General features: G+C 39.3%; 20 protein-coding genes. 10 read left to right on the forward strand and 10 right to left on the reverse strand.

The genetic code is table 11. From position 1 onward, the window contains the following. Positions 1-3 precede the first annotated feature (3 nt). A complete protein-coding gene (gene secA, locus ACO1O5_RS15830) occupies positions 4-3,336 on the reverse strand; it encodes a preprotein translocase subunit SecA (protein WP_486271904.1) in 3,333 nt (1,110 codons plus the stop codon). 197 nt (positions 3,337-3,533) lie between these two features. Between secA and ACO1O5_RS15835 the strand changes: the two genes are divergently transcribed. The 3 genes from ACO1O5_RS15835 (at position 3,534) to ACO1O5_RS15845 (ending at position 7,802) form a co-directional block, all read left to right on the forward strand. Continuing rightward, a complete protein-coding gene (locus tag ACO1O5_RS15835; protein WP_486271906.1) occupies positions 3,534-4,847 on the forward strand; it encodes a D-alanyl-D-alanine carboxypeptidase/D-alanyl-D-alanine-endopeptidase in 1,314 nt (437 codons plus the stop codon). 148 nt (positions 4,848-4,995) lie between these two features. Continuing rightward, positions 4,996-5,355, forward strand: coding sequence for a hypothetical protein (locus ACO1O5_RS15840; protein WP_486271908.1), 360 nt, complete (start codon positions 4,996-4,998; stop codon positions 5,353-5,355). A gap of 191 nt (positions 5,356-5,546) precedes the next feature. Continuing rightward, entirely contained in the window at positions 5,547-7,802 is a 2,256-nt protein-coding gene (locus ACO1O5_RS15845) for a sigma-54-dependent Fis family transcriptional regulator (protein WP_486271910.1), read from the forward strand. Positions 7,803-7,804: 2 nt separating this feature from the next. On the opposite strand, the gene ACO1O5_RS15850 is transcribed toward ACO1O5_RS15845, so the two are convergent. The 4 genes from ACO1O5_RS15850 to ACO1O5_RS15865 are packed head-to-tail and all read right to left on the reverse strand — an operon-like array spanning position 7,805 to position 10,785. Beyond that, positions 7,805-8,479 carry a LysE family translocator gene (locus tag ACO1O5_RS15850; protein ID WP_486271912.1) on the reverse strand — a complete coding sequence of 225 codons (675 nt, stop codon included), beginning with the start codon at positions 8,477-8,479 and terminating at the stop codon, positions 7,805-7,807. Beyond that, entirely contained in the window at positions 8,476-9,582 is a 1,107-nt protein-coding gene (locus ACO1O5_RS15855; protein ID WP_486271913.1) for a hypothetical protein, read from the reverse strand. The genes ACO1O5_RS15850 and ACO1O5_RS15855 overlap by 4 nt, the downstream gene beginning before the upstream one ends. Then, on the reverse strand, positions 9,563-10,300 hold the full coding sequence (locus ACO1O5_RS15860; RefSeq protein ID WP_486271915.1) for an NRDE family protein: 738 nt from the start codon (positions 10,298-10,300) through the stop codon (positions 9,563-9,565). Before ACO1O5_RS15860 ends, ACO1O5_RS15855 begins: the two co-directional genes overlap by 20 nt. Then, positions 10,288-10,785 carry a hypothetical protein gene (locus tag ACO1O5_RS15865; protein ID WP_486271917.1) on the reverse strand — a complete coding sequence of 166 codons (498 nt, stop codon included), beginning with the start codon at positions 10,783-10,785 and terminating at the stop codon, positions 10,288-10,290. The genes ACO1O5_RS15860 and ACO1O5_RS15865 overlap by 13 nt, the downstream gene beginning before the upstream one ends. Positions 10,786-11,232: 447 nt before the next feature. Here ACO1O5_RS15865 and ACO1O5_RS15870 point away from each other — a divergent pair, with 447 nt between their 5' ends. The 5 genes from ACO1O5_RS15870 to ACO1O5_RS15890 all read left to right on the forward strand — a co-directional run bounded on the left by ACO1O5_RS15870 (position 11,233) and on the right by ACO1O5_RS15890 (position 18,083). Then, entirely contained in the window at positions 11,233-11,556 is a 324-nt protein-coding gene (locus ACO1O5_RS15870; RefSeq protein ID WP_486271919.1) for a thioredoxin family protein, read from the forward strand. Between the two features lie 37 nt (positions 11,557-11,593). Further along, positions 11,594-12,274, forward strand: coding sequence for a Crp/Fnr family transcriptional regulator (locus ACO1O5_RS15875; protein ID WP_486271921.1), 681 nt, complete (start codon positions 11,594-11,596; stop codon positions 12,272-12,274). 221 nt (positions 12,275-12,495) lie between these two features. Next, on the forward strand, positions 12,496-13,305 hold the full coding sequence (locus ACO1O5_RS15880) for an SDR family oxidoreductase (protein WP_486271923.1): 810 nt from the start codon (positions 12,496-12,498) through the stop codon (positions 13,303-13,305). 64 nt (positions 13,306-13,369) lie between these two features. Next, a complete protein-coding gene (locus tag ACO1O5_RS15885; RefSeq protein ID WP_486271925.1) occupies positions 13,370-16,042 on the forward strand; it encodes an MGH1-like glycoside hydrolase domain-containing protein in 2,673 nt (890 codons plus the stop codon). Between the two features lie 49 nt (positions 16,043-16,091). Further along, positions 16,092-18,083: an amylo-alpha-1,6-glucosidase gene (locus tag ACO1O5_RS15890; RefSeq protein ID WP_486271927.1), complete on the forward strand. Its 1,992-nt coding sequence runs from the start codon at positions 16,092-16,094 to the stop codon at positions 18,081-18,083. Positions 18,084-18,119: 36 nt separating this feature from the next. Here the strand turns inward: ACO1O5_RS15890 and ACO1O5_RS15895 are convergent, their stop codons facing one another. The 5 genes from ACO1O5_RS15895 to ACO1O5_RS15915 all read right to left on the reverse strand — a co-directional run bounded on the left by ACO1O5_RS15895 (position 18,120) and on the right by ACO1O5_RS15915 (position 23,483). Further along, positions 18,120-20,573, reverse strand: coding sequence for a CehA/McbA family metallohydrolase (locus ACO1O5_RS15895; protein ID WP_486271929.1), 2,454 nt, complete (start codon positions 20,571-20,573; stop codon positions 18,120-18,122). Between the two features lie 320 nt (positions 20,574-20,893). Next, entirely contained in the window at positions 20,894-21,388 is a 495-nt protein-coding gene (locus tag ACO1O5_RS15900; protein ID WP_486271931.1) for a DoxX family protein, read from the reverse strand. Positions 21,389-21,428: 40 nt separating this feature from the next. Then, positions 21,429-21,836, reverse strand: coding sequence for a c-type cytochrome (locus ACO1O5_RS15905; RefSeq protein WP_486271933.1), 408 nt, complete (start codon positions 21,834-21,836; stop codon positions 21,429-21,431). 47 nt (positions 21,837-21,883) lie between these two features. Then, entirely contained in the window at positions 21,884-22,417 is a 534-nt protein-coding gene (locus ACO1O5_RS15910) for a YceI family protein (RefSeq protein ID WP_486271935.1), read from the reverse strand. A gap of 58 nt (positions 22,418-22,475) precedes the next feature. Next, positions 22,476-23,483: a metallophosphoesterase family protein gene (locus ACO1O5_RS15915; RefSeq protein WP_486271937.1), complete on the reverse strand. Its 1,008-nt coding sequence runs from the start codon at positions 23,481-23,483 to the stop codon at positions 22,476-22,478. Between the two features lie 180 nt (positions 23,484-23,663). Between ACO1O5_RS15915 and ACO1O5_RS15920 the strand changes: the two genes are divergently transcribed. Then, positions 23,664-24,680, forward strand: coding sequence for a sensor histidine kinase (locus ACO1O5_RS15920; RefSeq protein ID WP_486271939.1), 1,017 nt, complete (start codon positions 23,664-23,666; stop codon positions 24,678-24,680). Continuing rightward, positions 24,677-25,396 carry a LytR/AlgR family response regulator transcription factor gene (locus tag ACO1O5_RS15925; RefSeq protein ID WP_486271941.1) on the forward strand — a complete coding sequence of 240 codons (720 nt, stop codon included), beginning with the start codon at positions 24,677-24,679 and terminating at the stop codon, positions 25,394-25,396. Before ACO1O5_RS15920 ends, ACO1O5_RS15925 begins: the two co-directional genes overlap by 4 nt. Positions 25,397-25,680: the final 284 nt, after the last annotated feature.

Consider the following 25,680-nt stretch of genomic DNA (forward strand, 5'->3'; position numbering starts at 1 on the left):
CATTTAGGCTTCCCGTCCATGGCATTGTTTGTATTTCTTTCCACTTCCACATGGGCAAGGATCATTTCGGCCGATCTTAGGACCTACTTTAATAGGTTCCTGTTTTATATTTTCTGAAGGATCTATATAATCATTTTCCTGTGACAGATACTCGGGGCCGCCAGCAGCGCCGGCGAATTCTTCTTTACGTTGGCGCATTTTACTCATGTCTGTTTTTCTTCTTCTCTCCTCATGTATTCGCCCGGCCTGGTTTTGCTCAACAGGTATGCTGCAATGCGCAAGGAAACTTACAATATCTTTATTCACCTTATCATTTAACTGCTTAAATGCATTGAATGCTTCGATCTTATAAATAACTAACGGATCTTTTTGTTCGTAACCTGCAGTTGATTGCACGCTGTGCCTGAGGTCATCCATTGCACGAAGATGTTCTTTCCATGCATCGTCAATTAGAGCTAATGTAATATTGCGTTCAAGCGCATTCGTTAGTTCTGCTCCTTCAGTTGCAATTGTTTTATCAAGATTGGCAACTGCTTGCATTGCCTTCTTTCCGTCTGTAAAAGGAACCGCAACATTTTCTATATGAGTTCCTTGTTCCCTTCGAATATTTTTAATCACAGGCAATGTTTGTTCATTCATCGCCTTGTTCTTTTGATTGTAATGTTCCTTAGCTTCTTCGTATAATTTGTTGGTAAGTGAATAAGTATCTTCCTTATCTAATTCTTCTGCCGTTATTGATGTATCAATGGCAAGGTTCATAATCACCGCAAGTTTAAATTCCTCGTGATCATTAATTTCTTTGCCTGAAATTATTAACCCTTCTGCAACGGAATAAAATGCATTATCCAAATCAAGGGCCAGCCTTTCTCCAAACAAAGCATGGTTGCGTCTTCCGTAGATTACGGTACGTTGCTTGTTCATTACATCATCATATTCCAGCAGCCTTTTTCTTATGCCGAAATTATTTTCTTCCACTTTCTTTTGTGCACGCTCGATACTTTTAGAGATCATGCTGTGCTGAATTACTTCCCCTTCTTTGTAACCCATTCTATCCATGAGTGAAGCAATTCTTTCACTGCCGAACATTCGCATTAAATCATCTTCGAGCGAAACAAAAAATTGCGAAGTACCGGGATCACCCTGCCTTCCTGAACGACCGCGTAACTGCCGGTCCACGCGACGACTTTCATGCCTTTCTGTTCCCAAAATTGCCAGGCCCCCGGCTTCTTTTACGCCAGGGCCAAGTTTAATATCGGTACCACGGCCAGCCATATTCGTTGCAATAGTTACATTTCCTGCGAGGCCCGCTTCCGCAACAACCTGTGCCTCTTTAGCGTGTTGTTTAGCATTGAGAACGTTATGCGGGACGCCTTTTTGTTTCATCATCCTGCTCAATAATTCACTCACTTCAACAGATGTAGTACCAACAAGTATGGGTCTTCCGGCTGCACGCATTTTTTCAACTTCATCAATTACCGCTTTTAATTTTTCACGTTTGGTTTTGTAAACCAAATCCTGCGTATCATTTCGTATAACCGGCACGTTAGTAGGTATAGAAACAACGTCTAACTTATAAATGCTCCAGAATTCTGCGGCTTCAGTTTCGGCAGTACCTGTCATCCCTGCAAGCTTATGATACATCCTGAAGTAATTCTGTAATGTAATGGTGGCATAGGTTTGCGTGGCGCTTTCAATCTTTACATTTTCTTTCGCTTCTATAGCCTGGTGTAGTCCATCGGAATAACGACGACCTTCCATAATACGGCCGGTTTGTTCATCTACAATTTTTACCTGGCCGTCAATAACAACATATTCCACATCATTTTCAAAAAGCGTATATGCTTTTAATAATTGCTGAACAGTGTGAATTCTATCCGCTTTTACTGAATATTCATTGAGAAGAACTTCCTTCTGCTGCAATTTTTCTTCAGCAGATAAATTACTTTTTTCAATTTCTGCAAGCTTAACGCCAATATCAGGCATAATAAAAAATTCAGGATCTTCTCCTGATTTTGTAATTAATGCTATTCCTTTATCAGTTAGTTCAACCTGGTTATTTTTTTCGTCAATATGAAAATAAAGTTCTTCATCAACGGCGGGCATATTTTTTTGCTGATCGGAGAGGTAATAATTTTCAGTTTTCTGAAGCTTCACTCGCATACCCGGCTCACTCAAATATTTAATGAGTGCACCGTTTTTCGGCAAGCCGCGATGTGCACGAAATAAAGCAAGCCCTCCGTCTTTAGGGTCATCATTTCCTTCAGCAATTTTTTTCTTTGCTTCAATTAAAAATCCACTCGTAATTTTTTTCTGGGCCTCCACAATTTTTTCAACACGAGGTTTCATTTGATCAAATTCCTGTTGATCTCCGCGGGGTACCGGACCGGAAATTATTAAGGGCGTTCTGGCATCATCAATCAATACACTATCCACTTCATCCACCATCGCAAAATGATGCTTACCTTGTACCATTTCATCGGGAGTATGAACCATGTTATCACGCAGATAATCGAAACCAAACTCGTTATTGGTACCATAAATAATATCGCTTGCGTAAGCTTTCCGGCGATCATCGCTATTGGGCTCATGTTTATCAATACAATCAACCGTTAGTCCGAGCCATTCAAACAAAGTTCCGTTCCATTCACTATCACGACGGGCGAGATAATCGTTTACCGTTACGATATGAACTCCGTTGCCAGCCAGCGCATTCAGGTAAGCAGGCAATGTAGATACAAGCGTTTTACCTTCACCGGTGGCCATCTCTGCAATTTTGCCCTGGTGCAAAACAATACCTCCAATCAACTGCACATCATAATGCACCATATTCCAGGTTACCTCGGTTCCGCCTGCTATCCATTTATTTTTATATATTGATTTATCCCCGTCTATTGTAATGTATTTTTTTGTGAGGCTAAAGGTTTTGTCTAGTTCAGTGGCTGTAGATACCAGCTCATCATTTTCTTTAAAACGACGAGCAGTTTCCTTCACTACGGCAAAGGCCTCAGGCAATAGCTCAAGAAGGACCTCCTCAATTTTCTTGTCCCTGTCTTTGCCCATCCCATCGACCTGTTGGTAAATCTGGTCGCGGCCTGCAATGTCAATGGATTCGAGCTGATCTGCTTCGGCCTTTTTAGCATTGATTTCATCGTCGATCTCGGTGAGATGTTCTTTTATGCGTTGTTTAAATTCAACAGTTTTGTTGCGTAGTTCATCATTAGACAGTGACTGGTATTGGTCAAAGAAGGTGTTGATTTTAGCAACGTATGGTGTAATTACCTTTACATCTTTTTCGCTTTTATTACCACCAAACAGTTTTGAAAGAAGCCCGGACATATATAGATTCGTTAAATGAAAAATTTTTTATGTCAAATTTGGTGCTCAAAATTAAAATCGCCAAAATGACATAAAAGCGAAGTTACTAAATAGAAATAGTAACTCTAATGAATGCAAGAATTTTAAGAATTTACGTGTATAACTAATATTTCAACACTTGAATCCCGTAAAAGAAATTTGTTTGTAATTTGTTACACATGAAAAACATTATAAAGATTTGTTGTGCGTCTATTTGTATTACCAGTATTTCGTGCAGTGCGTCGTATAAGATTAAAAAGGCAGCCAAAAAAGATTTGTTTCGAAATGAAGCTCTCACTTCAGCTCACGTGGGTATAAGTGTTTACGAACCCTCAAAAGCAAAATTTTGGTACAATTACCAGGGCAACAAATATTTTGTACCTGCCAGCAACACAAAATTATTCACCTGTTATGCCGCCCTGAAATATTTAGGCGACAGTATCGTAGGAATAAAATACAAGGAAACGGAGGACACTTTGTTCATAATGCCTGTTGGCGATCCTACTTTCCTCGGCGCTGAATTCAAAAATCAACCTGTTTTCGATTTTCTAAAAAAAAGCAATAAACCTATTGCAATTAACACATCCCTATGGAAGGAAAACAGGTGGGGTAACGGCTGGGCATGGAACGATTACAATGATGACTATGCGGCAGAAAGAAGCGTAATGCCGATGTATGAAAATTTGGCCACCTTAAAAAGTGAGGCGCAGCGGATTGTAATTATGCCGTCCTATTTTTCCGATAAAATAGTTCAGCAGCCTTTCCCTGCAGGGATGGCTGTTTCCGCTTCAATTGAACGTGATATTGCTTCTAATACCTTTTTTGTTTCAGGAAATGGAACATTGCAGAAACCGGTGGATATTCCTTTTTTTACAGCTAAAGATTCCATTTTAATTAAAATATTAGAGGACACATTGCATAAAAATATTTATGAAAATTATTCATTTGATGGTAATCGCGACAATTGGAAGGTTTTGTACAGCCAACCCACTGATTCACTTTTAGCAATTACGATGCACAGGAGCGATAACTTTTTTGCGGAACAAAGTTTATTAATGGTAAGTGCAAATTTGCTAAATGAGATGAATGATGAAAAAATTATTGATACATTACTAAAAACAGATTATAAATATCTCCCGCAAAAGCCGCATTGGGTCGATGGTTCCGGGTTGAGCCACTATAATTTATTTTCTCCGCAGGATTTTGTTTTTTTACTGGATAGATTGAAAGACGATTTTGGAATGGAACGAATTAAGAAAATACTTCCGACCGGTGGAACAGGTACTTTACGAAGTTATTATCATTCCGAAGCAGGATTTATTTTTGCAAAAACAGGCACACTATCCGGCGTTGTTGCACTAAGTGGTTTTCTATACACGAAAAAAAACAAACTTTTTATTTTTTCAGTGCTGGTCAACAATCACCACACAAGTGCAACGAGTATCCGCCAGTCCGTTGAAAAGTTTATTGAAGAAGTGAGAAATAGAAATTGATGCAGGTAAAGATGAAGCGCTGCAAAATCGAACACTTGAGAGTTTCAAATCTTTTCATTCAGAAGTTGCGATAGTTGTTTCTCAATTGAATATAGACAATGAAAAATTGCACAGTTTTTCAAAAAAAATAAGTACAGCAAGATTAAACATGAGTAATCTTACAAAAAGTCAGGTTAAACATACTCGTAATTTTTATAAGCACGTATTGCTGACCGTTAGTTTGTTTATAATTTCTTTATTACTTGCATATGGGTGGATTAATTGCCATAACGAAAAAAAAGTATTTGAAGCAAATGATATTAAGTATAGATTTTGGAAAGCAGATAGTAATGCAATCTTATTAAAACTTACTCATTATACCGATAGCTTATACGACATGGATAAAGAATCGTTTAAGAAACGGGGTATTTCTGCTGAACAACAAATTGCTGACCAGGAGAAACAATTTCGGCTTGCTGGTGAAAAAGAAAAGATCTTAAAGACGTTGAACATCATTGATGACCATTAAGTCATTATCCCTAAAAAATCAATTTGGCTTACGGAGTAAAGATTTTTTAGGGATTAGTCATCTCCAGATTTTTACATTTTATATTTTCTAAGCTGGCCAAGCAAGAAAAAAGTAGAATATTTAATATTTCCTTTATACCAATTGTTTAACTTTAAGAGGAAAATTGTCTTTTCCTTAAACTGCGCCCGTTTATGGCTATCGTCGCATCAACTGATTTTGAGAAAGAATTGCAGCTTTCGCATTTCACCATTGAAAATTTACATGAAGCTGTTTTTTGGATCACTTCCGACGGAAAGATATTCCAGGTAAATGACATGGCCTGCCAATTGACTGGCTATACAAAAGAGGAATTAACCTCACTTTACGTTTTCAATTTAAACCCTTCCCGGATAGTCGCTGATTTTCCGAAATTCTGGAAACGCTTAAAAAAGGAAAAGAAGGTAACTTTTGAAGCGCAGCACAAACATAAAACCGGTTATCTATATGATGTAGAAATAACAGGAAATTTCATTGTATATAATAAGCAGGAAATTACGTGTAGCATTGTCCGTGATATTCGAAAGAAAAAACTCGAAGAGGATTTACTCAGAACTATCGCTGAAAATACATCGTCAGTTACCGGTGCTGATTACTTCCGGGAACTCACCAAATACATAACCTTTTCATTGAACGTAAGATACTCTATGGTAGTATCCTGTTCAAACGATCAGACCACTAAACTAAGAATGCTTTCTTATGTTGACAGGCAAGAGGTGCTGGAAAATATTGAGTATGATACAAAGGGCACCCCTTGCGAAATTGTAATGCAAGGCAAAGATTTTTTTTGTGCAGATAAGTTGGAAGAAACCTTCCCCCGTGAGAAAGGAATACAGTCGTGGGTGGCGGTCCCTATCATTAGTCCATCTACCGGTAAGGTAATCGGCAACATTGCCGCATTTGACAACATCCCAATGTCAAATGATAAAAACCAGTTTGCCATATTGCGAATTTTCGCTGCAAGAGCGGGAGCCGAAATTGACAGGTTAGCAGCTGAAGACAAATTGAAAATTGCAAACAAAGAATTAAAAGTTTTGCTAAAAGAAAGCGAAGAACGTTTTCGGGATTTATTTGAAGAAGCTCCGATAGCATATGTTCATGAAACGCTGGAATCAAAATTTATAAAAGCGAACAGAGCTGCATTGAGAATATTGGGTGTACGCCCGGAACGGGTTCCCTTCATGTACGGAAAAAATATGGCGCCTAATACTCCGGATGCGCAGCGAAGAATGAAAGAAGCATTTGAATCGGTAGGAAGAGGTACTGATACAAGCGGAGTTGTACTGGAATTATTGCGTGATGATAATAAACAACCCATATGGATTCAATGGTGGTCCAACCCTGATGTAGGCGGCCAATTCACCCGAACCATGTTCATCGATATAACCGACAAGGTATTGATGGAAAAAGAACAGGCAAGACTACAGGCACAAAACCAGTACCTGCAGGAAGAAATAAAATACAACAACAACTTTGAAGAAATAGTTAGCAAGAGCAAGAATTTTCATAAGGTATTGCAACAAATCGAACAGGTAGCATCAACTAATGCAACCGTACTAATAATGGGCGAAAGCGGTACTGGCAAGGAATTGATAGCACGTGCAGTGCATAACATTAGTAACCGGACCAAGATGCCGTTGGTGAAAGTTAATTGCGCAACTCTCCCCGCCAACTTAATCGAAAGCGAGCTGTTCGGTCATGAAAAAGGAGCTTTCACAGGAGCGATGGAAAGAAAGATTGGGCGGTTTGAATTGGCTGATGGTGGTACGATTTTTTTGGATGAGATTGGCGAGTTGCCTGTTGAATTACAGGCCAAATTATTGCGGGTATTACAGGAGGGAGAATTTGAAAGATTGGGAAATCCCAAAACAATGAAAGTGAATGTTCGTGTGATAGCCGCCACCAATCGCAATCTCGAGCAGGCAATCGAGAAAAAAGAATTCAGGGAAGATCTCTATTATCGCTTAAATGTATTTCCAATAACCTGTCCACCGCTTCGCGAAAGGAAGGAAGACATCCCTTTGTTGGTTAAACATTTTTTACACAAACACGAACCCCGGGTAGGTAAAAAAATAACGAATGTCTCAGAAAAAGTAATCAACGTTCTTATGGCTTACGATTGGCCCGGAAATATCCGCGAGCTCGAAAATCTTATTGAAAGGGCGATGATATTGAGTCGGAACAATACTCTCGAAGAAGGAGGCTGGTTGCCGTTAGTTAAATTTACTCCTGCTAACGGAAATGCAAAAACGCAGAAGTTAGATGATATTGAGAAAAATCATATCATCGAAGTGTTGAGGAAGACCAACTGGAAAGTGAGTGGCGAAAAAGGAGCCGCCAAAATACTCGGATTAAATGCCACAACCTTGGAAGCCAGGATGAAAAAGTTAGGGATAAAACGTGAAACCTGACGTTAATACGTTGCCGCAGGCTGCATTATTTTTTGATACCTTACTGAGGCGGGAGTTACAATTATTTTTTTAGCCTGAATGACTGCAGTTATCAATAACACAATACCAATTACAAGATTTAAAATGTTTTGATGTTGTGTAATCCGTGCAACGAAATAGGTTCCTCCAAAAATAAACACCATAAATCCCGCTATTGTCCCCGCTCCTATTCCGCCCACAAACCAATTGTATTGAAATGCCGAGGGTTTCAAAATTCCTTTGTCAAATAATACCGTGCTCCATCCCAACCAAAACGGAATATGCAAAGGATTGGTGGCGCTTAATATGACACCGGTCAGGAACGGATTCAATGACTGAACAGGCACCAAACCCGAAAAAGGTTTCATTTCGTACGCAGCGATAAAACATCCAATAGCAATGAATAGTAACAACCCCGTTGTAAAGAGTTCAAGGAAAAAGAAAACGCGATGACGACGGGTCAACCAATCTATACAGACCAATGTTACACGAACAACAATTATTTCTACGATCATCGAACCAAAGGCATAAATAATTCCGGCCTTTATGCCTAACTGTATTGAAATATTTGTTGCAGTAATATTCATAACACCAAGCGGCAATGAGCCAAGAAAACTGATCAACATTCCCCAACAAAATATCCTGGTAAATTTTTTCATGCGTTAAGAATATCCGGTTTTGAATCGCCTGTTGCTAATTTCATGTACCTGCTGTTCTCTTTAAACATTTGTAATCCTAATGAAAGTTTCATATAAGGAATTTTATCCTGTCTATTGTTAATCCGGCTAATGCGATACAAAATATTTAAATGCCTTGTAATTTCTTTCCATGCAAAAAAAATGGAGTGCTTCGGATCATAGATATGCGTAGGTTCACTTCCTGCACCATTCAATTCGATAATAGAAAACTTTTTCCCATGTCGTAATTCTTCCCAGGTATTATATTTTACATCAAGTCGTCCAAAATAAAAACCATTAATTCTTCTGCAGGTCATATCGATTGATTGCGTAAGTTGTTCGTCAATAAGGTGGCTGGCATCAATAAACTTAGCGCCTCTTGCGTGATTGCCATAAGGCACCAACACGTGCCTCTTTCCTTTGGCTAAAACCATTTCCAATTCCTTATTATTCGTTTTACGCAAAGTTGCCAACTGTATAACGTAGCGTTTTTCTTTTCGAAGCAATTGCTCAATTGTAGAATGTCCATCTCCTTCTACAGTTAAAAGTTCTTTATCAACAATTCCCGAAATATGGCCACTACTTTCGCCAGGATAGCGATAATAGAATATCCCGATTTCATTTTCATAAGACACAAATTTTTGTATAAGAAAATCAACTTTTGAGTTCAAAATATAATCAAGAATGTCGTTGTTATCAAGCAATTTTTTTACGCCTCTCCCCTTTCCTCCTATGTCAGGTTTGCCTATAATTGGAAAGGAAAACCGGTGCATTGAAATTTCATTCATGACAGCCTCGGGACTGGCGCCGGCCTTAAAAAATAATGTTTCAGGATAATATTCTTGTGGCATCAGGTCATAGATTTCCTTCTTCGATTCGAGCAGAAATCCACCATTTTTTATTGTGGGATTTGACGTATTAAAAAAGAAAAACGAACGGGATTTTATACCCAGCCACAGCCAGTAAAAATAAACTGGTGCATATACGACATGAAAAGGCCAATATTCCCAATTGAATAATTTTATAAAGAACGGTTGATATAATATTTTCTTAAACATAAGGATATCAGCAAAGTGCCTCATCATGTAGATAGTATAGAAATGGAATTTCCTTTTCAGTAAGTTTATTTACCCTTAAATCTAGGTACTTCATATTGCCGCTTTCATTATCCAGGGCAACACTGGTGATGCTAACGGTGGATACGAGTCCATTGCGGTCAATTCTTAAGCCATTGATGGCGTCGCCATTTCCGGCACATTGATGAAAGTGAAAGATATCCTCCTGCGTGGGATTGGGATGTTTATTTAGGAAAGCAGCAAACCATTGTTCCCTTCTTTTTGCGGCTTCACCGGAATACAACGTTGCTGAAGACCATATATATGCCCGGCTCTTTCTTAACTGTATACAATGCTTTTGTTTCCCATCCCACCTGCATTCATACAAACTACTATCCTCAAGAAAAATCATCGTAAAAGGTTCGATATTGGACAGGTCCATTTTGGTAAAATACCGTACCGGATATTTTGTATTAATTATTTCCAGCAAAATAAGTCCCCGGCTCTTTTTATAGGAAGCGCTCCTGGTATGATTTTTAAAAGCGCCATTCAATAACACGGCCGCGTTTCCATTTTCATGAAGTGTGATCCACGTACCACTTGCTGTTTCATCCTTTGGGAATAATAACTTATTCCTGCCTATTGTGTAGATGGCAGGTGCAACAGCCATTTTGCGGGTATGTTGTTCATCACGATTTGATGTAATTACATACTTATTCTTCAGCGGAATGAAAGTTACTGTGCACATTCTTTACGATATTTTAATGTTGACGATGCCACACCAAATCCTTCCGGGATTGTAATGGACGAAACTTCGTTTATGCCAACCCGTATGAGAGCCATATGATGCACCGTGTGTTCGAGATTATAAATAATTTCCCTGTAATAGTTGGTTGGTACCGCAACAGGAAATGAATGATCATCATAGCTGGCTTCTAACTGCAGTTCTTTATTGTCCTTATCAAGATTGTTAACGATCATTTGGTTCAGTTCAATGGCGAAATCCTTATCGGTTTCAATCCTCGTGTCTCTCTTTCTCTTTTCATAGTTTACAACGCCAGTCTCATAGCCATTAAAGAGGCAGATGTATAATTCAATGACATGGCGTACGTGCTGCCCTATTGTTGCATTGAATAATGTTCGGCTTGGCCGAATGTATTCCTCATCACTTAGATCAACTAAAGAATTGTTCAATTGACTGAGCACATTTTTTATCGCTTCCCTGAATTGCATAAAACTGTTTTTAAATCATTAAATAAATAAACAGGTGCAAATCTAAAAGTGATGCATTTGGGCGATTGTCGCGAACATGACAATAAATCATGATTAGAAAATTATTAACAACTCGCCGAGAGCCTCACGCCAGGTTTAATCGTATCTGGTTCCGAAATAGTTTATTAATAAAATTATTTCCCACAAATGATCACTAGTTGCAAGAAAGGATTTATTAAAACATTTTCTATAGCCGGTTCAAAATTCCCGGAACTCCCAAAAGATTTCTCCCAAAATATTGTGAGTTTCCCAACCTGTTGGGAGAAATTTTTAAACCCGGTTTTCAAAAATTAGTTCTCTGAAAAAAATTATATCCTTTGCTGGCAAGGGTTTCAGGGCAGAAAAAATCATAATAAAAAAATCTGGCACACACATGGCAACGTCAAAGACAAAAATTACAAAGCGAAAATGGCTAAGAAAAACGTTCAAACAAATTTTAATGAAGAGGCTTTAAGAGGCAGCACTTTATCATTGGTTCAATTTAAAACTGATTGGAAAGGCACCTGCCAGATTGTTGCAATGATCTACAATGACCTTGCAAAATCTTACAACGGAACGGCAAACTTTTTCACTATTGATTTTGAAACTGAAATATTGTTAGTGAATAAATATGGTGTTCGCGATGTACCCACGATTCTATTTTATAAAAATGGAAAACTAATAGATCATGTAGTGGGCCTTATTTCCAAAAATGTTTTGATCGCGAAAATCGAAAATGCATTATCAAACTAAAAATATACCATTTTAAAAACCTTTAAATACTAAAACAATGTGCGACGAAATCAAATTTGTTTACCTCAAGAGTCATCCACTCTTCGCAAACAACACAGAACAGCAAATAAAAGATGCTGCTCAATTAATGAAAGTAAAAACGGTGTACCGTGGCGAATTCTTCGACTATGGCATTGGTCCCTTCAGCAAGCTTTATTTACTCATAAAGGGTAAAATAAAAATTACGCTAAGCGATGAAATGGATAACGAGCTGGTTAAGGATATTCTTACAGCTCCCGATATCTTTGGCGATCTCAGCCTCGAAGGTCGAACTTCAATTAATGAATATACAGAAGCATTAACTTCCAACACGGTTGTGTGTTCATTCAATATTGAAGACTTCAAAAAGCTGATAGAGCATAACACGCTCCTGGCGCTGAATTTTGCAAATACAGTTAATAACAAACTGAAAAAACTAGAAAGCCGGCATGCTGACCTTGTATTTTATGATGCCAAATCAAGATTGATACGTTTCATAAAAAACTGGGCAAGAACAGATGGAAACCGCATCGGTGATAAAATTATTTTGAATAATTATTTAACGCATACGGAAATTGCCGGTGTAATAGCAACCTCACGCCAAAGCGTAAATGTACTTTTTAATGAACTGCGTGATTCGGGGCTTCTCTTCTACAACCGCAAGCGTATTGAATTGAACGACCTTATGGTTTGGAATTAAAACATCTCCATATTGTCAAAGACCTGACAATAGTAATCTTTACCTCATTATAGTTTTGTATCTCATTGAAAAATAATATCCCGCCCTGATTGGGCGGTGAGAATAGGGACATTCTTTCCAGTCATGCCCAGGTCAACAAATGATAGGATCATAAACCATTGTTATAAATACCTAAAAATGAAAAAAATTAAAACATTAATTATTAAATCAAGTCACTAAAAATGGAAAAGAAGTTACAAGGCCAAATTGCAATAATTACAGGTGCCAGTAGTGGAATAGGCGCAGGAGTTTCGAAAGCACTTGCAGCGGCCGGTGCAACTGTGGTAGTAAATTACCCGGTTCCCTCCACAAAGGATGCAGCCGAAAAAGTATTAGAAGAAATAAAATCTCAAGGCGGCAACGGCATTACTTATGATTGCGATGTAAGTAAGGAAGCCGAGGTAATCAAGATGTTCACTGACGTAATCGCCCAATTTGGAACGGTTGATATATTGGTGAATAACGCCGGTCTTCAACGTGACGCAAAATTTACAGAAATGTCGCTGGAACAATGGAATTTTGTTCTAGCAGTGAATCTCACGGGACAATTTCTTTGCGCAAGAGAAGCCATTAAAGAATTTTTGAGGAGAGGCATTGACGAAACAAAAAGTAAAGCAGCAGGGAAAATTATTTGCATGAGCAGTGTGCATGAAGTAATTCCATGGGCCGGACATGCCAACTACGCTGCAAGCAAAGGCGGTATTATGATGATGATGAAAACAATAGCGCAGGAATTTGCCCCGAAGAAAATACGCATTAATTCCATCGCGCCGGGGGCTATTGCAACGCCTATCAATCATGACGCCTGGGATACTGCAGCACATTTACAGGATTTATTAAAATTGATTCCTGAAAAACGTATCGGCCAGGTTCAGGATATTGGAAATGCTGCCGTGTTTCTTGCAAGTGACGATGCGGATTACGTAAACGGAACCACGCTTTTTGTTGACGGTGGTATGACCTTATATCCCGGGTTTGAGGATAATGGATAGTTTCGTATATGGCAGATAGTTAGGTATCGTGTTATAATCATTCTTTCTATTTAAAAAAATTATTATGCAGGAACAAATAAGGTTACAGGAACATAAAGAAGGAAAAACAAACTGGAAAAAATGGGGCCCTTATGTAACCGACCGCCAATGGGGAACTGTTCGCGAAGACTACAGCGCCAACGGTACAGCATGGGAATTTGTAAGCCATGATGCCGCTCGAAGCAAAACATACCGCTGGGGCGAAGAAGGAATTGCAGGTATTAGTGACGATCAGCAACTGCTTTGTTTTGCACTTGCTTTGTGGAACAAAAAAGATCCGATTATTAAAGAAAGATATTTTGGCGTTACCGGTAATGAAGGCAACCATGGGGAAGATGTGAAGGAGTTATATTATTATCTCGACTCTACTCCCACGCACTCTTACATGAAGATGTTGTATAAATATCCACAGGCTGCCTATCCTTACAATGAGTTGGTAAATGAAAACCGGGGCAGAGATAAGACCCAACCCGAATTTGAATTAATTGATACCGGAATTTTTAACGAGAATAAATATTTTGATGTGTTTGTCGAATATGCAAAGGCAAGTGCAAATGATATTCTCATTAAGATAACCATCCACAACCGTGGAGATGAAGATGCATCTTTACACGTATTGCCGACTGTTTGGTTTCGCAATACATGGGCCTGGGGCTATGATGATTACAAACCGCAGATGATGTCGTCTAACAATGATGATATCAGCATCCATCATGAAGCCCTGGGAAGCTTTACTTTATATTCAGATACAAAAACAGAAGCTATTTTTTGTGATAATGAATCCAACAATAAAAAATTGTACGGCGTTGAAAATTCAAATCGTTATTGCAAGGATGGCATTAATGAATTCATCGTTCATGGAAATGAGGAAGCTATCAATGTGAACCAGCAGGGAACAAAAGCTGCCTTCAACTTCGAACTAAATATAGAGGCCGGGAAATATGAAACGATAAGGCTTCGCTTAAGAGAAGGAAACCTGCAGGATGCATTCGATGACTATGATAATATTTTCAGGAAACGTTTAAATGAAGCACATTCTTTCTACTATGAGTTACAAAAAGACATACCAACAGATGATGAAAGACTGGTACAACGCCAGGCGCTGGCTGGAATGCTATGGAGCAAACAGTTCTTTTATTACGACGTTGACCGGTGGTTAAAAGGTGATCCGGATCAACCCTCGCCTCCATCGTCAAGAAAGAATGGCCGCAATCGTGAATGGGCGCATCTCAACAATGCCGATATTATTTCAATGCCTGATAAATGGGAGTATCCATGGTATGCTGCCTGGGATCTTGCTTTTCATTGCGTATCATTCGCACTGGTAGATGCAGAATTTGCAAAGAATCAATTGTTATTATTAACCAGGGAATGGTACATGCATCCAAACGGCCAATTGCCAGCATACGAATGGGCCTTCGGTGATGTGAATCCGCCAGTACATGCCTGGTCAGCATGGCGAGTGTATAAGATTGATGAAAAGAACAATAACGGAAAAGGAGACACGAAGTTTTTGGAAAGTGTCTTTCACAAGTTACTCCTGAATTTTACGTGGTGGGTAAACCGCAAAGACGCAGAGGGAAATAATATTTTCCAGGGGGGATTTTTAGGACTGGATAACATAGGTGTGTTTGACAGAAGTGCTCCTCTCCCCACCGGTGGACATATTGAGCAGGCAGACGGAACAAGCTGGATGGCTATGTATTCTTTAAACCTTATGCGTATCGCTTTGGAACTGGCGAAATTCAACCCGGTTTATGAGAACATGGCAACTAAATTTTTCGAACACTTCTTATACATAGCAGGTGCTATGGCAAACATGGCTATGGACATGGGCGGCCTTTGGGACGAAGAAGACCAGTTTTTTTATGATGTACTGAAAATGCCTGATGACGGAAGTGTAAAACTGAAAGTTCGCAGCATGGTCGGTCTTATCCCCATGTTTGCGGTGGAAGTATTGGATCATGAATTACTGGAAGCGGTGCCGGAATTTACGAAAAGGCTGCAATGGTTTTTAATGAACCGGCCCGACCTCGCGAGTCTCGTTTCAAGATGGCAGGAAAAAAATGAGAATGAAAAACATTTGCTGAGCCTGCTACGCGGCCACCGCATGAAAAAAATTTTGCAAAGAATGCTAGATGAAAGTGAGTTCTTCAGCGACTATGGTATTCGTGCCATCTCAAAATATCACGATGAGCATCCTTATGAATTTTGGGTTAATGGAAATCGTTTCAGCGTTGAGTATACGCCAGGCGAATCCACAACCGGTTTGTTTGGAGGCAACAGTAACTGGCGCGGACCTATTTGGATGCCGGTAAATTATTTACTGGTGGAAAGCCTTCAGCGTTTCCATTATTACTATGGAGATGACTTCAAAGTAGAATGCCCTACAGGAAGTGGTGTGAACATGACCCTTGACGAAGTTGCCAGTGAAATTTCAAAACGTTTAGCCGGATTATTTGTGAGGGATGAAAATGGCAGGCGTGCATTTTTAGGAGACAATTGGAAATTACAGAATGATCCGAATTTCAAAGATTACATTTTGTTCTACGAATATTTTCATGGTGACAGTGGCAGAGGTGTTGGGGCTTCGCATCAAACAGGATGGACCGGTTTAGTCGCCAAGTTAATACAACCAAGAAGAAAAGAAAAAGAAAGTATAAAAGAAAAACCGGTGATTTCTGAAATTGCTGGTTGAACAGATTCTATTCTTCGAATATTAGTCAACGTTAGGTAAAATTGAAATCATGTTGATGCTCGATAAAACAATTCTCGAAAACTACAACGGGGCGATTCAAAACGAATGGCTTGAAACAAACGGTTTAGGCGGCTGGAGCGGCTCTTCAGTTATTGGATGTAATACGCGGCGTTACCACGGATTGCTGGTTGCAGCTACAGTTCCTCCTACCGAAAGAATGGTCCTTGTGTCAAAATTAGATGAGGCCATCATTTCAGGTGGCGAACGATTTGAGTTAGGAACCAATAATTATGGAGATGCAATTTCTCCCAAAGGGTATAAGTATGCGACGACCTTTACAAAAAATTTATTTCCCGAATTCATCTATGAAGTTGATGGCGTGCGACTAAAGAAAACAATTGCCATGATTCATGGCGAAAACACCGTCGTCATCATTTATAATGTATTAAAAGCAAAACAATCTTTTTTCCTTGAATTACTGCCCTTACTCGCCGTGAGAGGCTATCACAGTATGATGCATGCCAATGATTCGATCAACAGGCATGCATCATTTGATAATAACATTTTTAAAATAAAAGCATATGAAGAAACCCCTGATATATTCATCAAGGTTCCCGGTAGTAATTATGACGCAGACCCAAAATGGTTTTATAATTTTAACTACAGCGTAGAACAATACCGCGGTCTGGATTTTATCGAAGACTTATTTAATCCTGGTAAATTCTCCTTTGAGTTACATGAAGGAAACATATTGGGAATTATTCTTTCAACAGAAGATCCCACAGAAAGAGATGCGTTAGAATTATTCAAGAAAGAAACGCAAAGAAGAGAGTCACTTATACAAAATTTGAATGATGAGACAACAGAACAATTAACACTTGCCGCAGATCAATTCATTGTTAAACGAGGTGAGGATTTGAAAACGATCATTGCGGGCTATCATTGGTTTACAGATTGGGGAAGAGATACCATGATTTCATTACCAGGCCTTTGTTTAAGTACCGGCAGGTACGAGGATGCCAGGAAAATTCTTGCGGCCTTTGCGAAAAACGTAAGCATGGGAATGTTACCCAATCGTTTCCAGGATAACGGTGAAGCTCCTGAATATAATAACGTGGATGGAACGCTTTGGTATTTTATCGCTGTGCATAAATACCTGCAGCATACTGATGATACCGATTTTATTATTAACGAAATTTTACCTGTATTAAAAGAAATTATCGACTGGCACTTTAGGGGAACCCGGTACAATATTCATGTAGATGAAGATGGATTATTATATGCAGGTGAAAAAGGGCAGCAACTAACGTGGATGGATGCACGAATTGGAACATGGGTAGTAACACCCCGCATGGGAAAGCCGGTTGAGATTCAAGCGCTGTGGTATAATGCCTTAAAAATATTTGCTGAAGTGCTTAATTTAAACAACCAGCAAAACGACGCATCGATTGTAAACATAAGCGCTGAAAAGGCTAAGGATAGTTTTACCAATAAATTCTGGTTTGACCAGGGGCAATATTTATATGACGTAATTGATGAAGACGGAAATCCTGATAATGAAATAAGGCCCAACCAGCTTTTTGCCATAAGTCTTCCATATCCGTTAATTGAACGTGATCGTGCAAGAGCCGTCCTTAACATTGTCGAAGAAAATTTATATACGCCTGTTGGTTTAAAAAGTTTACCAAAACGCGATGCACATTATGTGCCGGTTTATGGCGGAGATGCCTGGCACAGGGATTCTTCCTATCATGAAGGAACCGTGTGGAGTTGGCTGTTGGGGTCCTATGTAGATGCAATTGTCAAAGTAAATGGTGAAGAAGGAATTGCTAAAGCACAAAAAGTCATTGATGATTTTAAATATCATTTAAATGAAGGTTGCATAGGAAGTATTTCTGAAATTTTTGATGCGGAACCACCTCATCATCCACGTGGTTGTGTGGCACAGGCATGGAGTGTTGGGGAGATATTGAGAGTAATTAAGGAATATGCGTTAGAAGGCGCAAAAGTGGAAAATAAGAAAGTGATGTCGTTTGTATAATACTTGCTCAAGCAATCAAACTAATCTTAAGATAAACTACTTCCCCGATGATTCGCTTATAATTCTGTGATAAATTTTTCGAGCCTTATTATAAACTTCTTCAGCAGCAGTGCGTTCCTCAGCACGAATGTTTCCCTGCTTCATTTTCCAGCATTGATCTAATGCCTTTCTGCACCATTCAGCGCTTCGGAGTTCATGAATGGGTTTACCATCAACTATTACAAAAACAGGATTGGTATGTGAACTTGGGTAAACTCTTAATGCTACCCACGACGATCTGCCAACGGGATAGGTAAATGCTACATTTTGCCATTGTCCATCCGCAACGATTTCTTTTTTATCCACCGATTCGCCATTTACAATTAGTTCCACATATACATTTTGAGTTTTACCGATGCGTGCCCTTTCAATATTCCAGTAAGGTTGCTCCATCACCGCTCTTTGCGCAATGGCTGCGCCTGCAGCATCCTGTTGCGCTGAAAGATTCGCAATCACTTTTGCTGTTATTTTTACTGTTTGCTTTCCGTTTAAAGAAAGCCTGCTGTCCTTTATGCCAGGTTCCAAACCATTAACGGAGAAATCAATAATATGTGAACTTCCATCAGAAACATAGCAGCGGCCTTTTTTGATAGCGTCTACATAACGGTCATAGGTAAGTGCGCCATCCGGTTTAAAATAACTGCGTGCCAATCCAACACGTTCGTCGAAAATGCAAGGGAAATCTGTCTCGCCACTCAGCCGGGTGGTAAAACCACAGTTGAGGGTATGATACCACATATTTAACTCCCACGGAGCAGGTGTATTACCGGCACTGTAAAAGTCAACCACATTTTGTGTAACGGTGACTATGTATTCATTGGCACCTATGCCGTCCATTTTTGGCAACACATAATTAGGAAGGTCATTAGTTGGCTCTGTGGGCTCCAGCCCCCATCCCGAATGAGCATACCCGGTAACTGCATCCTGTGATTTTGCCCAGGCAAGAACAGGCATCGTCCAACTGGGCCATTCTTCGATCTTTGTTGTACCGGGATAATCATCTTCTTTAAGCCTGAGCAGGTCAACATGACCCGCATGTGAAGAAGGAAAACCGGATACCTCAACATCGTTGCGTATAATGTTGGTGGACGTTGAAAGTGGATCATCCTTTCCGGTAAAGAAAGTTTTCTGGTGATACCAACTTGGTCCCCATGCAAGCACGGCTGCTACATTCAAATCTTCACCCAACGCTTGTCGCCACATATCTATTGTTTTTACTCCCTCCTCCGGGCTATCATAATGACTGCAACCGGCAGCATGCACATGATGATCCGCGCTATACCAGCCAAGCTTCTCCATGTTGATCCATCGTTTCAATCTAAATGTGGCCTCGTAAGTACTAACATTCGGAGGAACGTTAAGCTGCATTTTTTGAGGAGTGTATTCAGGCCCTCTTGTAAACGTGACATTATACTTACCGGCTGGCAGTTCCACATGCTCGCCGTCAGCCCGATAAATTTGCGATTGAAAGAAAAAATCCGGATACTCGTCATATGCAGCCACTCTTCTTGAAGGCAATGGATAAATACCTATAAGTTCATTAGGAACTTTGAAATCGCTAAACGCTCCAAGATTCGACTGGAACTCACGCTGCGCTGCCACGAAGCGAAAGTCTGCTTTTGCGATCGTATTGATGCTATCATCCAGGATACGTTCTATGCCATCGGTAATGAGGAACGATGCCATTGCAGGAGTTCCATCATCATCTTTTATATGGAGCGTAACTTTTACGGAAGGCCTTATAGAAAAAAGGATATTGATTGTATTGCGGAAACCAATGTCCTGCGTGCCCTGCCCGATATTAAATCCCAATTCCACTTCCCGTTGGCCGCTGTCTTTACTGTAGATCTGCAGCACTGCATATTCCAATTTTAAACCTGATAGATTTGGAAGCAGCGGACGATTGTGATATACCTGCACCTCAAGAAAACGATTGGCAACCTGGCCCGCCGTAAGTACTTTTTTTTCGTCAACTTTTGGATCAAACGAAGGCGCATATAACGGGGTTGCTGCATTGGGGCTTTCGGCTGCGAGTTGCGCAGTAACCCCCGCATCATTATTTACTTTTACTAAAAAACTAACCCAGCCCCCCTGGATCAGCCTTGCTTTTGCAGGCCCTCTTTCAACCTTCACCCGTGCTTCGGGATTGATGTTTATAAAGGCAAGACAATATGGATCGAGAATAGCCTGCACATCATTTACTACCTGCTGATTAAGCGGCTGTTGTTGCAAAGCCACCAAACGCTTTTCATCCTGTTGAGACAATGGACTTCCTAAAAAAGATAAAGCATCCTTCAAACGAACAGCCTGTGCCAGTAAGGGTTGCGGTTCTACACCGGATATAATATTTTGTGCAGCCGAGTCATGATGCATCGCATGCTGTGCAAATATTTTTACCGGAGTACATGAAACAGTAAGGAGCAAAAGGTAAATAATTTTTCTTCGTATCATGCCCTTGTTTGAATCGATTTGTTATAATCATAAATTTTTAACGGATAGGGAATAACAGATGGCAAGCCACTAAAGTTAAAAAACATTTTTTGTAAATGGCGCTATCGAAATGCTATTGAAAAGTGTTACCAATATTTATGATCATTACCACACCACGGAAGTATCGGGTAATTGTATTTAGTCTGCGTCTTATGATAATTAAAGGCGTGTTATCCCTTTATAAAATCATACCTGCACATTTTCGCGACCCATGTTGTCTATAATGCCTTCAACAGCCACTCGCAAATAGCAGCAATCATGCATCGTCTGTAACACGCAAACTAATTGTCACCCATGCTATACACCTTCTTTGATATATGGATTTTAAAATCAATCGATCTTCTCCCGGCACCTTCTAACAATAAAAAAAGACAAACGAGTAATTGTGCATAGTAAGAGCGCAGGTCGTACAAGGCGACCCAAATGGCGCTTGTAGAATCGGGCGGTAATTGCAAAAATCTTATCGCGAAATATAAATCAATTTTTAGACTGAGTGTTCTTAACACTTGCAGAATAATATATAAAACGGTTATTCTCGTGAACAAACCGAGGATTAAGAATAAGCCACTAACAATTTCCAATGTTGCGGTTATATATGTTGTGGTATCGGGCAAATCAAAATCCATCTTTGTAAGCGCTCCGGCTCCCTGGCGCATACACCACAGTTGTAAAATGCCCTCCCCAAAAATCAGGCTTCCTGCCATCAGGCGAAGCGCTAATATTGAGGAGGGGCCTGTTACCGGGCTATTTAGGAACCATAGGATGATTTTTTTCATTTCAGAGTTATTATAAAGTGGTACGTGACCATTGAATGAATTATTCTGACCTACCAGGATGTGGTGTTCCCTGGTGGCAGGTGTTGCATGATATCGTTAATACACTGTCTCCTATCAATGGATTTTCCACCCCAAAATATTTCTTGTTTACATCCAATGTCATGAGCATCATCGAACGGGCAATTTCTTTTTCAGGTTTTTCATCACTTGCAAAATCAAGATGCAGCGATCCTTTTTCCTTTGCATGACAGAAATTACATCCAACACCCAAACCATCCTGGAATTCATCCACCATTATTTTTTGCAAATCTTTGGAGCCGATGTCCTTTGGCAACACCTTAAGGTTTTTGAACTCACCGGTTTGTCGGATGGGATTAATTGCTGCTACACTGATTACAACTACGGCAACCAAACCACCGGCTACTATCATCTTTCTGCTGATTAACATAAATTAAAAAATTGCGATTTGTATTATTCGTGTAATGACCATTAGTCTTATTTCTTCGCCGCTATGCTTAACTGAACGTCAAGGTCATCCGAAATTATGCTTGCACCCCCGACGTCAAAATCTCTCCTGTTGATCGTGAACATTCCTTTGAAAAGATATCCATCATTTGTTGCCTCGGCTGTAAATGGAAATAAAATCTCTTTTGTATGATTTTTAATTGTAAGCCTCCCGAAGATCATTAGTATCCCGGCCTTGGCAGACGGAGTTACTTTGGTGGAAACAAAATGAATCCTGGGATAATTGGTCACATCAAAATAAGTCTCACGCCGTAAATGATTATCCCGCATTTCGTTGTCGGTATTTACTGTATTGGCGTCAATGGTTACATCAAAATTTGCCGCTTCCAGGTGATTAATATCAAAACTGATATTCCCCTGCAATCCCGTAAAGGCCCCCGGTGTATTAATGCCAAAATTTTTTATTTTGAATTGGATCGAAGAGCCATTGTTGGTCGGTCTATATTGAGCTAATAACAAATTCCCTGTCAGTATAACTACTGATAACAAAAACATTTTCTTCATACTTTTTATTCTTTAATCACGTAAGAAATAAATTTTTAATACCAACATTCTTAAGCGACTATTGACCCATGGCTTTTTCGGTTGCGTCCATTAAAGGCATGTCGGTTATAGCCAGCGTGTGGCTATGCTCTACGTAGTTGACACTTGTTAATCCCAACACGCTTCTAAGCTTTTCCGCAGGCACTTTCATTGGACCAGGTGATGGAGCACTACCAGGCGCAGGCTGCGGAAATGCAGTTGACATTGCTGTATGAAAAGTGATATTGCCCTCGATTTTTTGTATTGTCTGATGAATGTGGCCGTTCAAGACTGAAACTGAACCAAATCGCCTGAGATAAGAAAGCGCCCTTTCGCTATCAGATGTTCCCCAGCCCCATTGCGGATAAACTGCCCAAAGTGGCACATGCGCAAACACGACGATGGGTGTACTGCTTGATAGATGTTTCACGTCTTTCTCGAGCCATTCAAGCTGCGCATCACCAAGAAAACCTAGTCCACCCTCACCTTCGCCTAATACATTTACAAGGCCGATAAAATGTGCACCGTGTGAATCAAAGCTGTACCAGCCATCCCCGAAAGTTCCTTTACCGTGGCGCTCGAGGTATAATTTCCCATTATCGGTTACATCATGTTCGCCTGGCACATAAAATATTTTTTCAGTTTTTGCACTTTTCAAAGTTTGCTCTAATGCATCAAATTCATCAGCCTGGGCAAGGTGAGTAAGATCGCCTGTATGCAGGACAAAAGACGGGGGAGTTAGCATTCCGTTAATCTTATCTATGGCCGCTTGTAAGGTTCCTACAACATCTGTATTCGCGGGTTTGCTAAAGCCAATATGGCTATCACTGATTTGGACAAAACTAAAGTCTGCTTTAGGCAGTATTAATCCCTTTTTAAGATTCCCGGTCGATTTGTCAATCAGCTGGCTCATTCCAAAAGATTTCATTATTCCTCCGGACATCATCCAAAGCACTCCCGTTCCTGCCCATGCCATACATTTTAAAAACCCGGCCCTGTCTATGCCGTCATTATTTTCATCTCTTTTAATATGCGTTTCGTTTTCCATTTTTTTTTGTTTTGATTAATTTGATACTGCAAACATCATCTGTCTGTTATTTTATTTAAAATTATTTACAGCATCTAGTTCTTTTACTTGATAAAGTATTGTTTAATCAGGCTTTTCTCCTGTTTAATGTAATAAGCTAAAAAAACAGTAAAGCAGTTATACCTTTGATAAAACATAATCTTGAAAACAAACAAGGTCATACATCATGTGCTTATTTGGGCGGCGATTTATCTCTTGTGGGTGCTGGCATTTCGGAGTTACTCGGTTTCGATTACTAAAACCATGACCATTGAGTTTTGCTACCTGATTTTCATAACAGCCGATTATTATGTCATCACCAATTTCATCGTTCCGCAATTTTTATTGAAAAAGAAAAATGTTCTTTTTGTATCGTCAGTCATAATAGTCATAGCATTTTCGGCATGGCTCAGGGCCCTCGTGGCATTACAAATGAACCTGTACTTTTTTAGTGGTGTTCGGGTAACTGACTTCGCTACACTGTACCTCAATTCATTCATCAATATATCGCTGTGGGTACTGGTGGTTACCATGACGAAAATGCTTATTGACAGGATTCAAACCCAACAACAGCTGGAGTTTTTGGAGAAAGAAAGAATAAAAAATGAGCTGGATTATTTAAAAGCTCAAATTAATCCTCATGCTCTTTTTAACTCACTTAATACGATCTACGGGCATATTGATAAAACCAACCAGGTAGCAAGGAATATCCTGTTGCATTTTTCTGAATTATTGCGATACCAGTTATATGATTGTGGCGCGGAAAAAGTTATTTTAAAAAAAGAAATCGAATATGTGACGAACTATGTCGCTTTCCAACGCTTGCGAAAAAATGAATATTTGATTGTAAATCTTGAAATTGGAAATATTGAGCCGGGTCTGAATATTGCACCCCTTTTGTTGGTAGTACTCATCGAAAATGCTTTCAAATTTGTTAGCAATTTTTGCGACAAAGAAAATAAAATTGACATCAGATTATTTACAGAAGGTACTATTTTACATTGCTCTTTTTTTAATACAATGGAATTACGGCAACCTGCCGCACCGGGTAATTCAAATGGTATTGGCATTGTAAATTTGAAAAGAAGATTAGAGTTACTGTATCCTCGTAAATATAATCTCACTACAAAGATGGAGCGTGACTATTATGAAACGAATTTAACGATCGACTTAGCATGAAACTGAAATGCATTATCATAGATGATGAACCTATTGCCAGGAAAGTACTGCAGGAATTTATTGAGGAGATAGATTATCTGGAATTATCGGGTGAGGCGGAGAACCCATTAAAAGCAATGTCATTGCTAAATGAAAATGATATCGATATAGTGTTTTTGGATATTAATATGCCTAAAATAAATGGTGTTGATTTTTTAAAAACTACCAGGTTAAATGTAGATATTATCATGACCACCGCTTATGCAGATTATGCTGTTGAGGCCTTCGGGCTGGAGGTGCTGGATTATCTAGTGAAGCCAATTGCTTTTGAGCGGTTTTTGAAAGCCTGTAACAAAGCAAAAGAACGGAGGGAATTAAAAAAGATAACCACGCCCGAACCAACTAAAAACAACGACCACTTTTTTATCAAATGTAATGGCCAGCTTGAAAAAGTCTTTTATAATGATTTAATGTATGCTGAAGCAATGATGAATTATGTGATGCTTTACACAAATTCAAAAAAGATGTTGGTTTATGTTACAATAAAAAGCCTGGAAGAACAGTTGCCTGCCCATATTTTTATTAAAGTACATAAATCTTTTATTGTAAACATGCATAAAGTGAAAAGTATAGAAGGTAATGTTTTAGATATTGGCAATGCAAAGATTACCATTAGCCAGAACCTGCGGGAAAAAGTGATTAACGAAATTGTAAAAGATAAAATGGTGAGGCGTTAAAGGGAACTTATAGCAAACAATTTTGTGTCGATAAATTTACCAGGGGGCTAAAAATTGAAAATCTATCTGTATTGTTCAGTGTCTTAAATAGGGTCATCCCGATAATTCCTTAGATATCCATTTTCTGTAATTCAGGAAATGGGTTTTTATTAGGTCAAAGGTTGAGGAAGGATTTGTTAGGTTAAAAGAGTTTATTATTTTGAGGTTTATGCAAAGCTATCTCCTTCAGTTTATAGATACAACTGATAAGTCCTTTATTGTTTTACTTTTATCCTGTTCGCTTA

The sequence above is a fragment of the Ginsengibacter sp. genome, from assembly GCF_057362405.1.

Coding starts and splice junctions, on each gene's coding strand:
- ACO1O5_RS15835 (WP_486271906.1), top strand. CDS start 3,534: ATGAAAAACATTATAAAGATTTGTTGTGCGTCTATTTGTATTACCAGT.
- ACO1O5_RS15870 (WP_486271919.1), top strand. CDS start 11,233: ATGGCTAAGAAAAACGTTCAAACAAATTTTAATGAAGAGGCTTTAAGA.
- ACO1O5_RS15910 (WP_486271935.1), bottom strand. CDS start 22,417: ATGAAGAAAATGTTTTTGTTATCAGTAGTTATACTGACAGGGAATTTG.
- ACO1O5_RS15895 (WP_486271929.1), bottom strand. CDS start 20,573: ATGATACGAAGAAAAATTATTTACCTTTTGCTCCTTACTGTTTCATGT.
- ACO1O5_RS15860 (WP_486271915.1), bottom strand. CDS start 10,300: ATGTGCACAGTAACTTTCATTCCGCTGAAGAATAAGTATGTAATTACA.
- ACO1O5_RS15900 (WP_486271931.1), bottom strand. CDS start 21,388: ATGAAAAAAATCATCCTATGGTTCCTAAATAGCCCGGTAACAGGCCCC.
- ACO1O5_RS15905 (WP_486271933.1), bottom strand. CDS start 21,836: ATGTTAATCAGCAGAAAGATGATAGTAGCCGGTGGTTTGGTTGCCGTA.
- ACO1O5_RS15840 (WP_486271908.1), top strand. CDS start 4,996: ATGAGTAATCTTACAAAAAGTCAGGTTAAACATACTCGTAATTTTTAT.
- ACO1O5_RS15875 (WP_486271921.1), top strand. CDS start 11,594: ATGTGCGACGAAATCAAATTTGTTTACCTCAAGAGTCATCCACTCTTC.
- ACO1O5_RS15880 (WP_486271923.1), top strand. CDS start 12,496: ATGGAAAAGAAGTTACAAGGCCAAATTGCAATAATTACAGGTGCCAGT.
- ACO1O5_RS15845 (WP_486271910.1), top strand. CDS start 5,547: ATGGCTATCGTCGCATCAACTGATTTTGAGAAAGAATTGCAGCTTTCG.
- ACO1O5_RS15855 (WP_486271913.1), bottom strand. CDS start 9,582: ATGATGAGGCACTTTGCTGATATCCTTATGTTTAAGAAAATATTATAT.
- ACO1O5_RS15850 (WP_486271912.1), bottom strand. CDS start 8,479: ATGAAAAAATTTACCAGGATATTTTGTTGGGGAATGTTGATCAGTTTT.
- ACO1O5_RS15890 (WP_486271927.1), top strand. CDS start 16,092: ATGTTGATGCTCGATAAAACAATTCTCGAAAACTACAACGGGGCGATT.
- secA (WP_486271904.1), bottom strand. CDS start 3,336: ATGTCCGGGCTTCTTTCAAAACTGTTTGGTGGTAATAAAAGCGAAAAA.
- ACO1O5_RS15925 (WP_486271941.1), top strand. CDS start 24,677: ATGAAACTGAAATGCATTATCATAGATGATGAACCTATTGCCAGGAAA.
- ACO1O5_RS15885 (WP_486271925.1), top strand. CDS start 13,370: ATGCAGGAACAAATAAGGTTACAGGAACATAAAGAAGGAAAAACAAAC.
- ACO1O5_RS15865 (WP_486271917.1), bottom strand. CDS start 10,785: ATGCAATTCAGGGAAGCGATAAAAAATGTGCTCAGTCAATTGAACAAT.
- ACO1O5_RS15915 (WP_486271937.1), bottom strand. CDS start 23,483: ATGGAAAACGAAACGCATATTAAAAGAGATGAAAATAATGACGGCATA.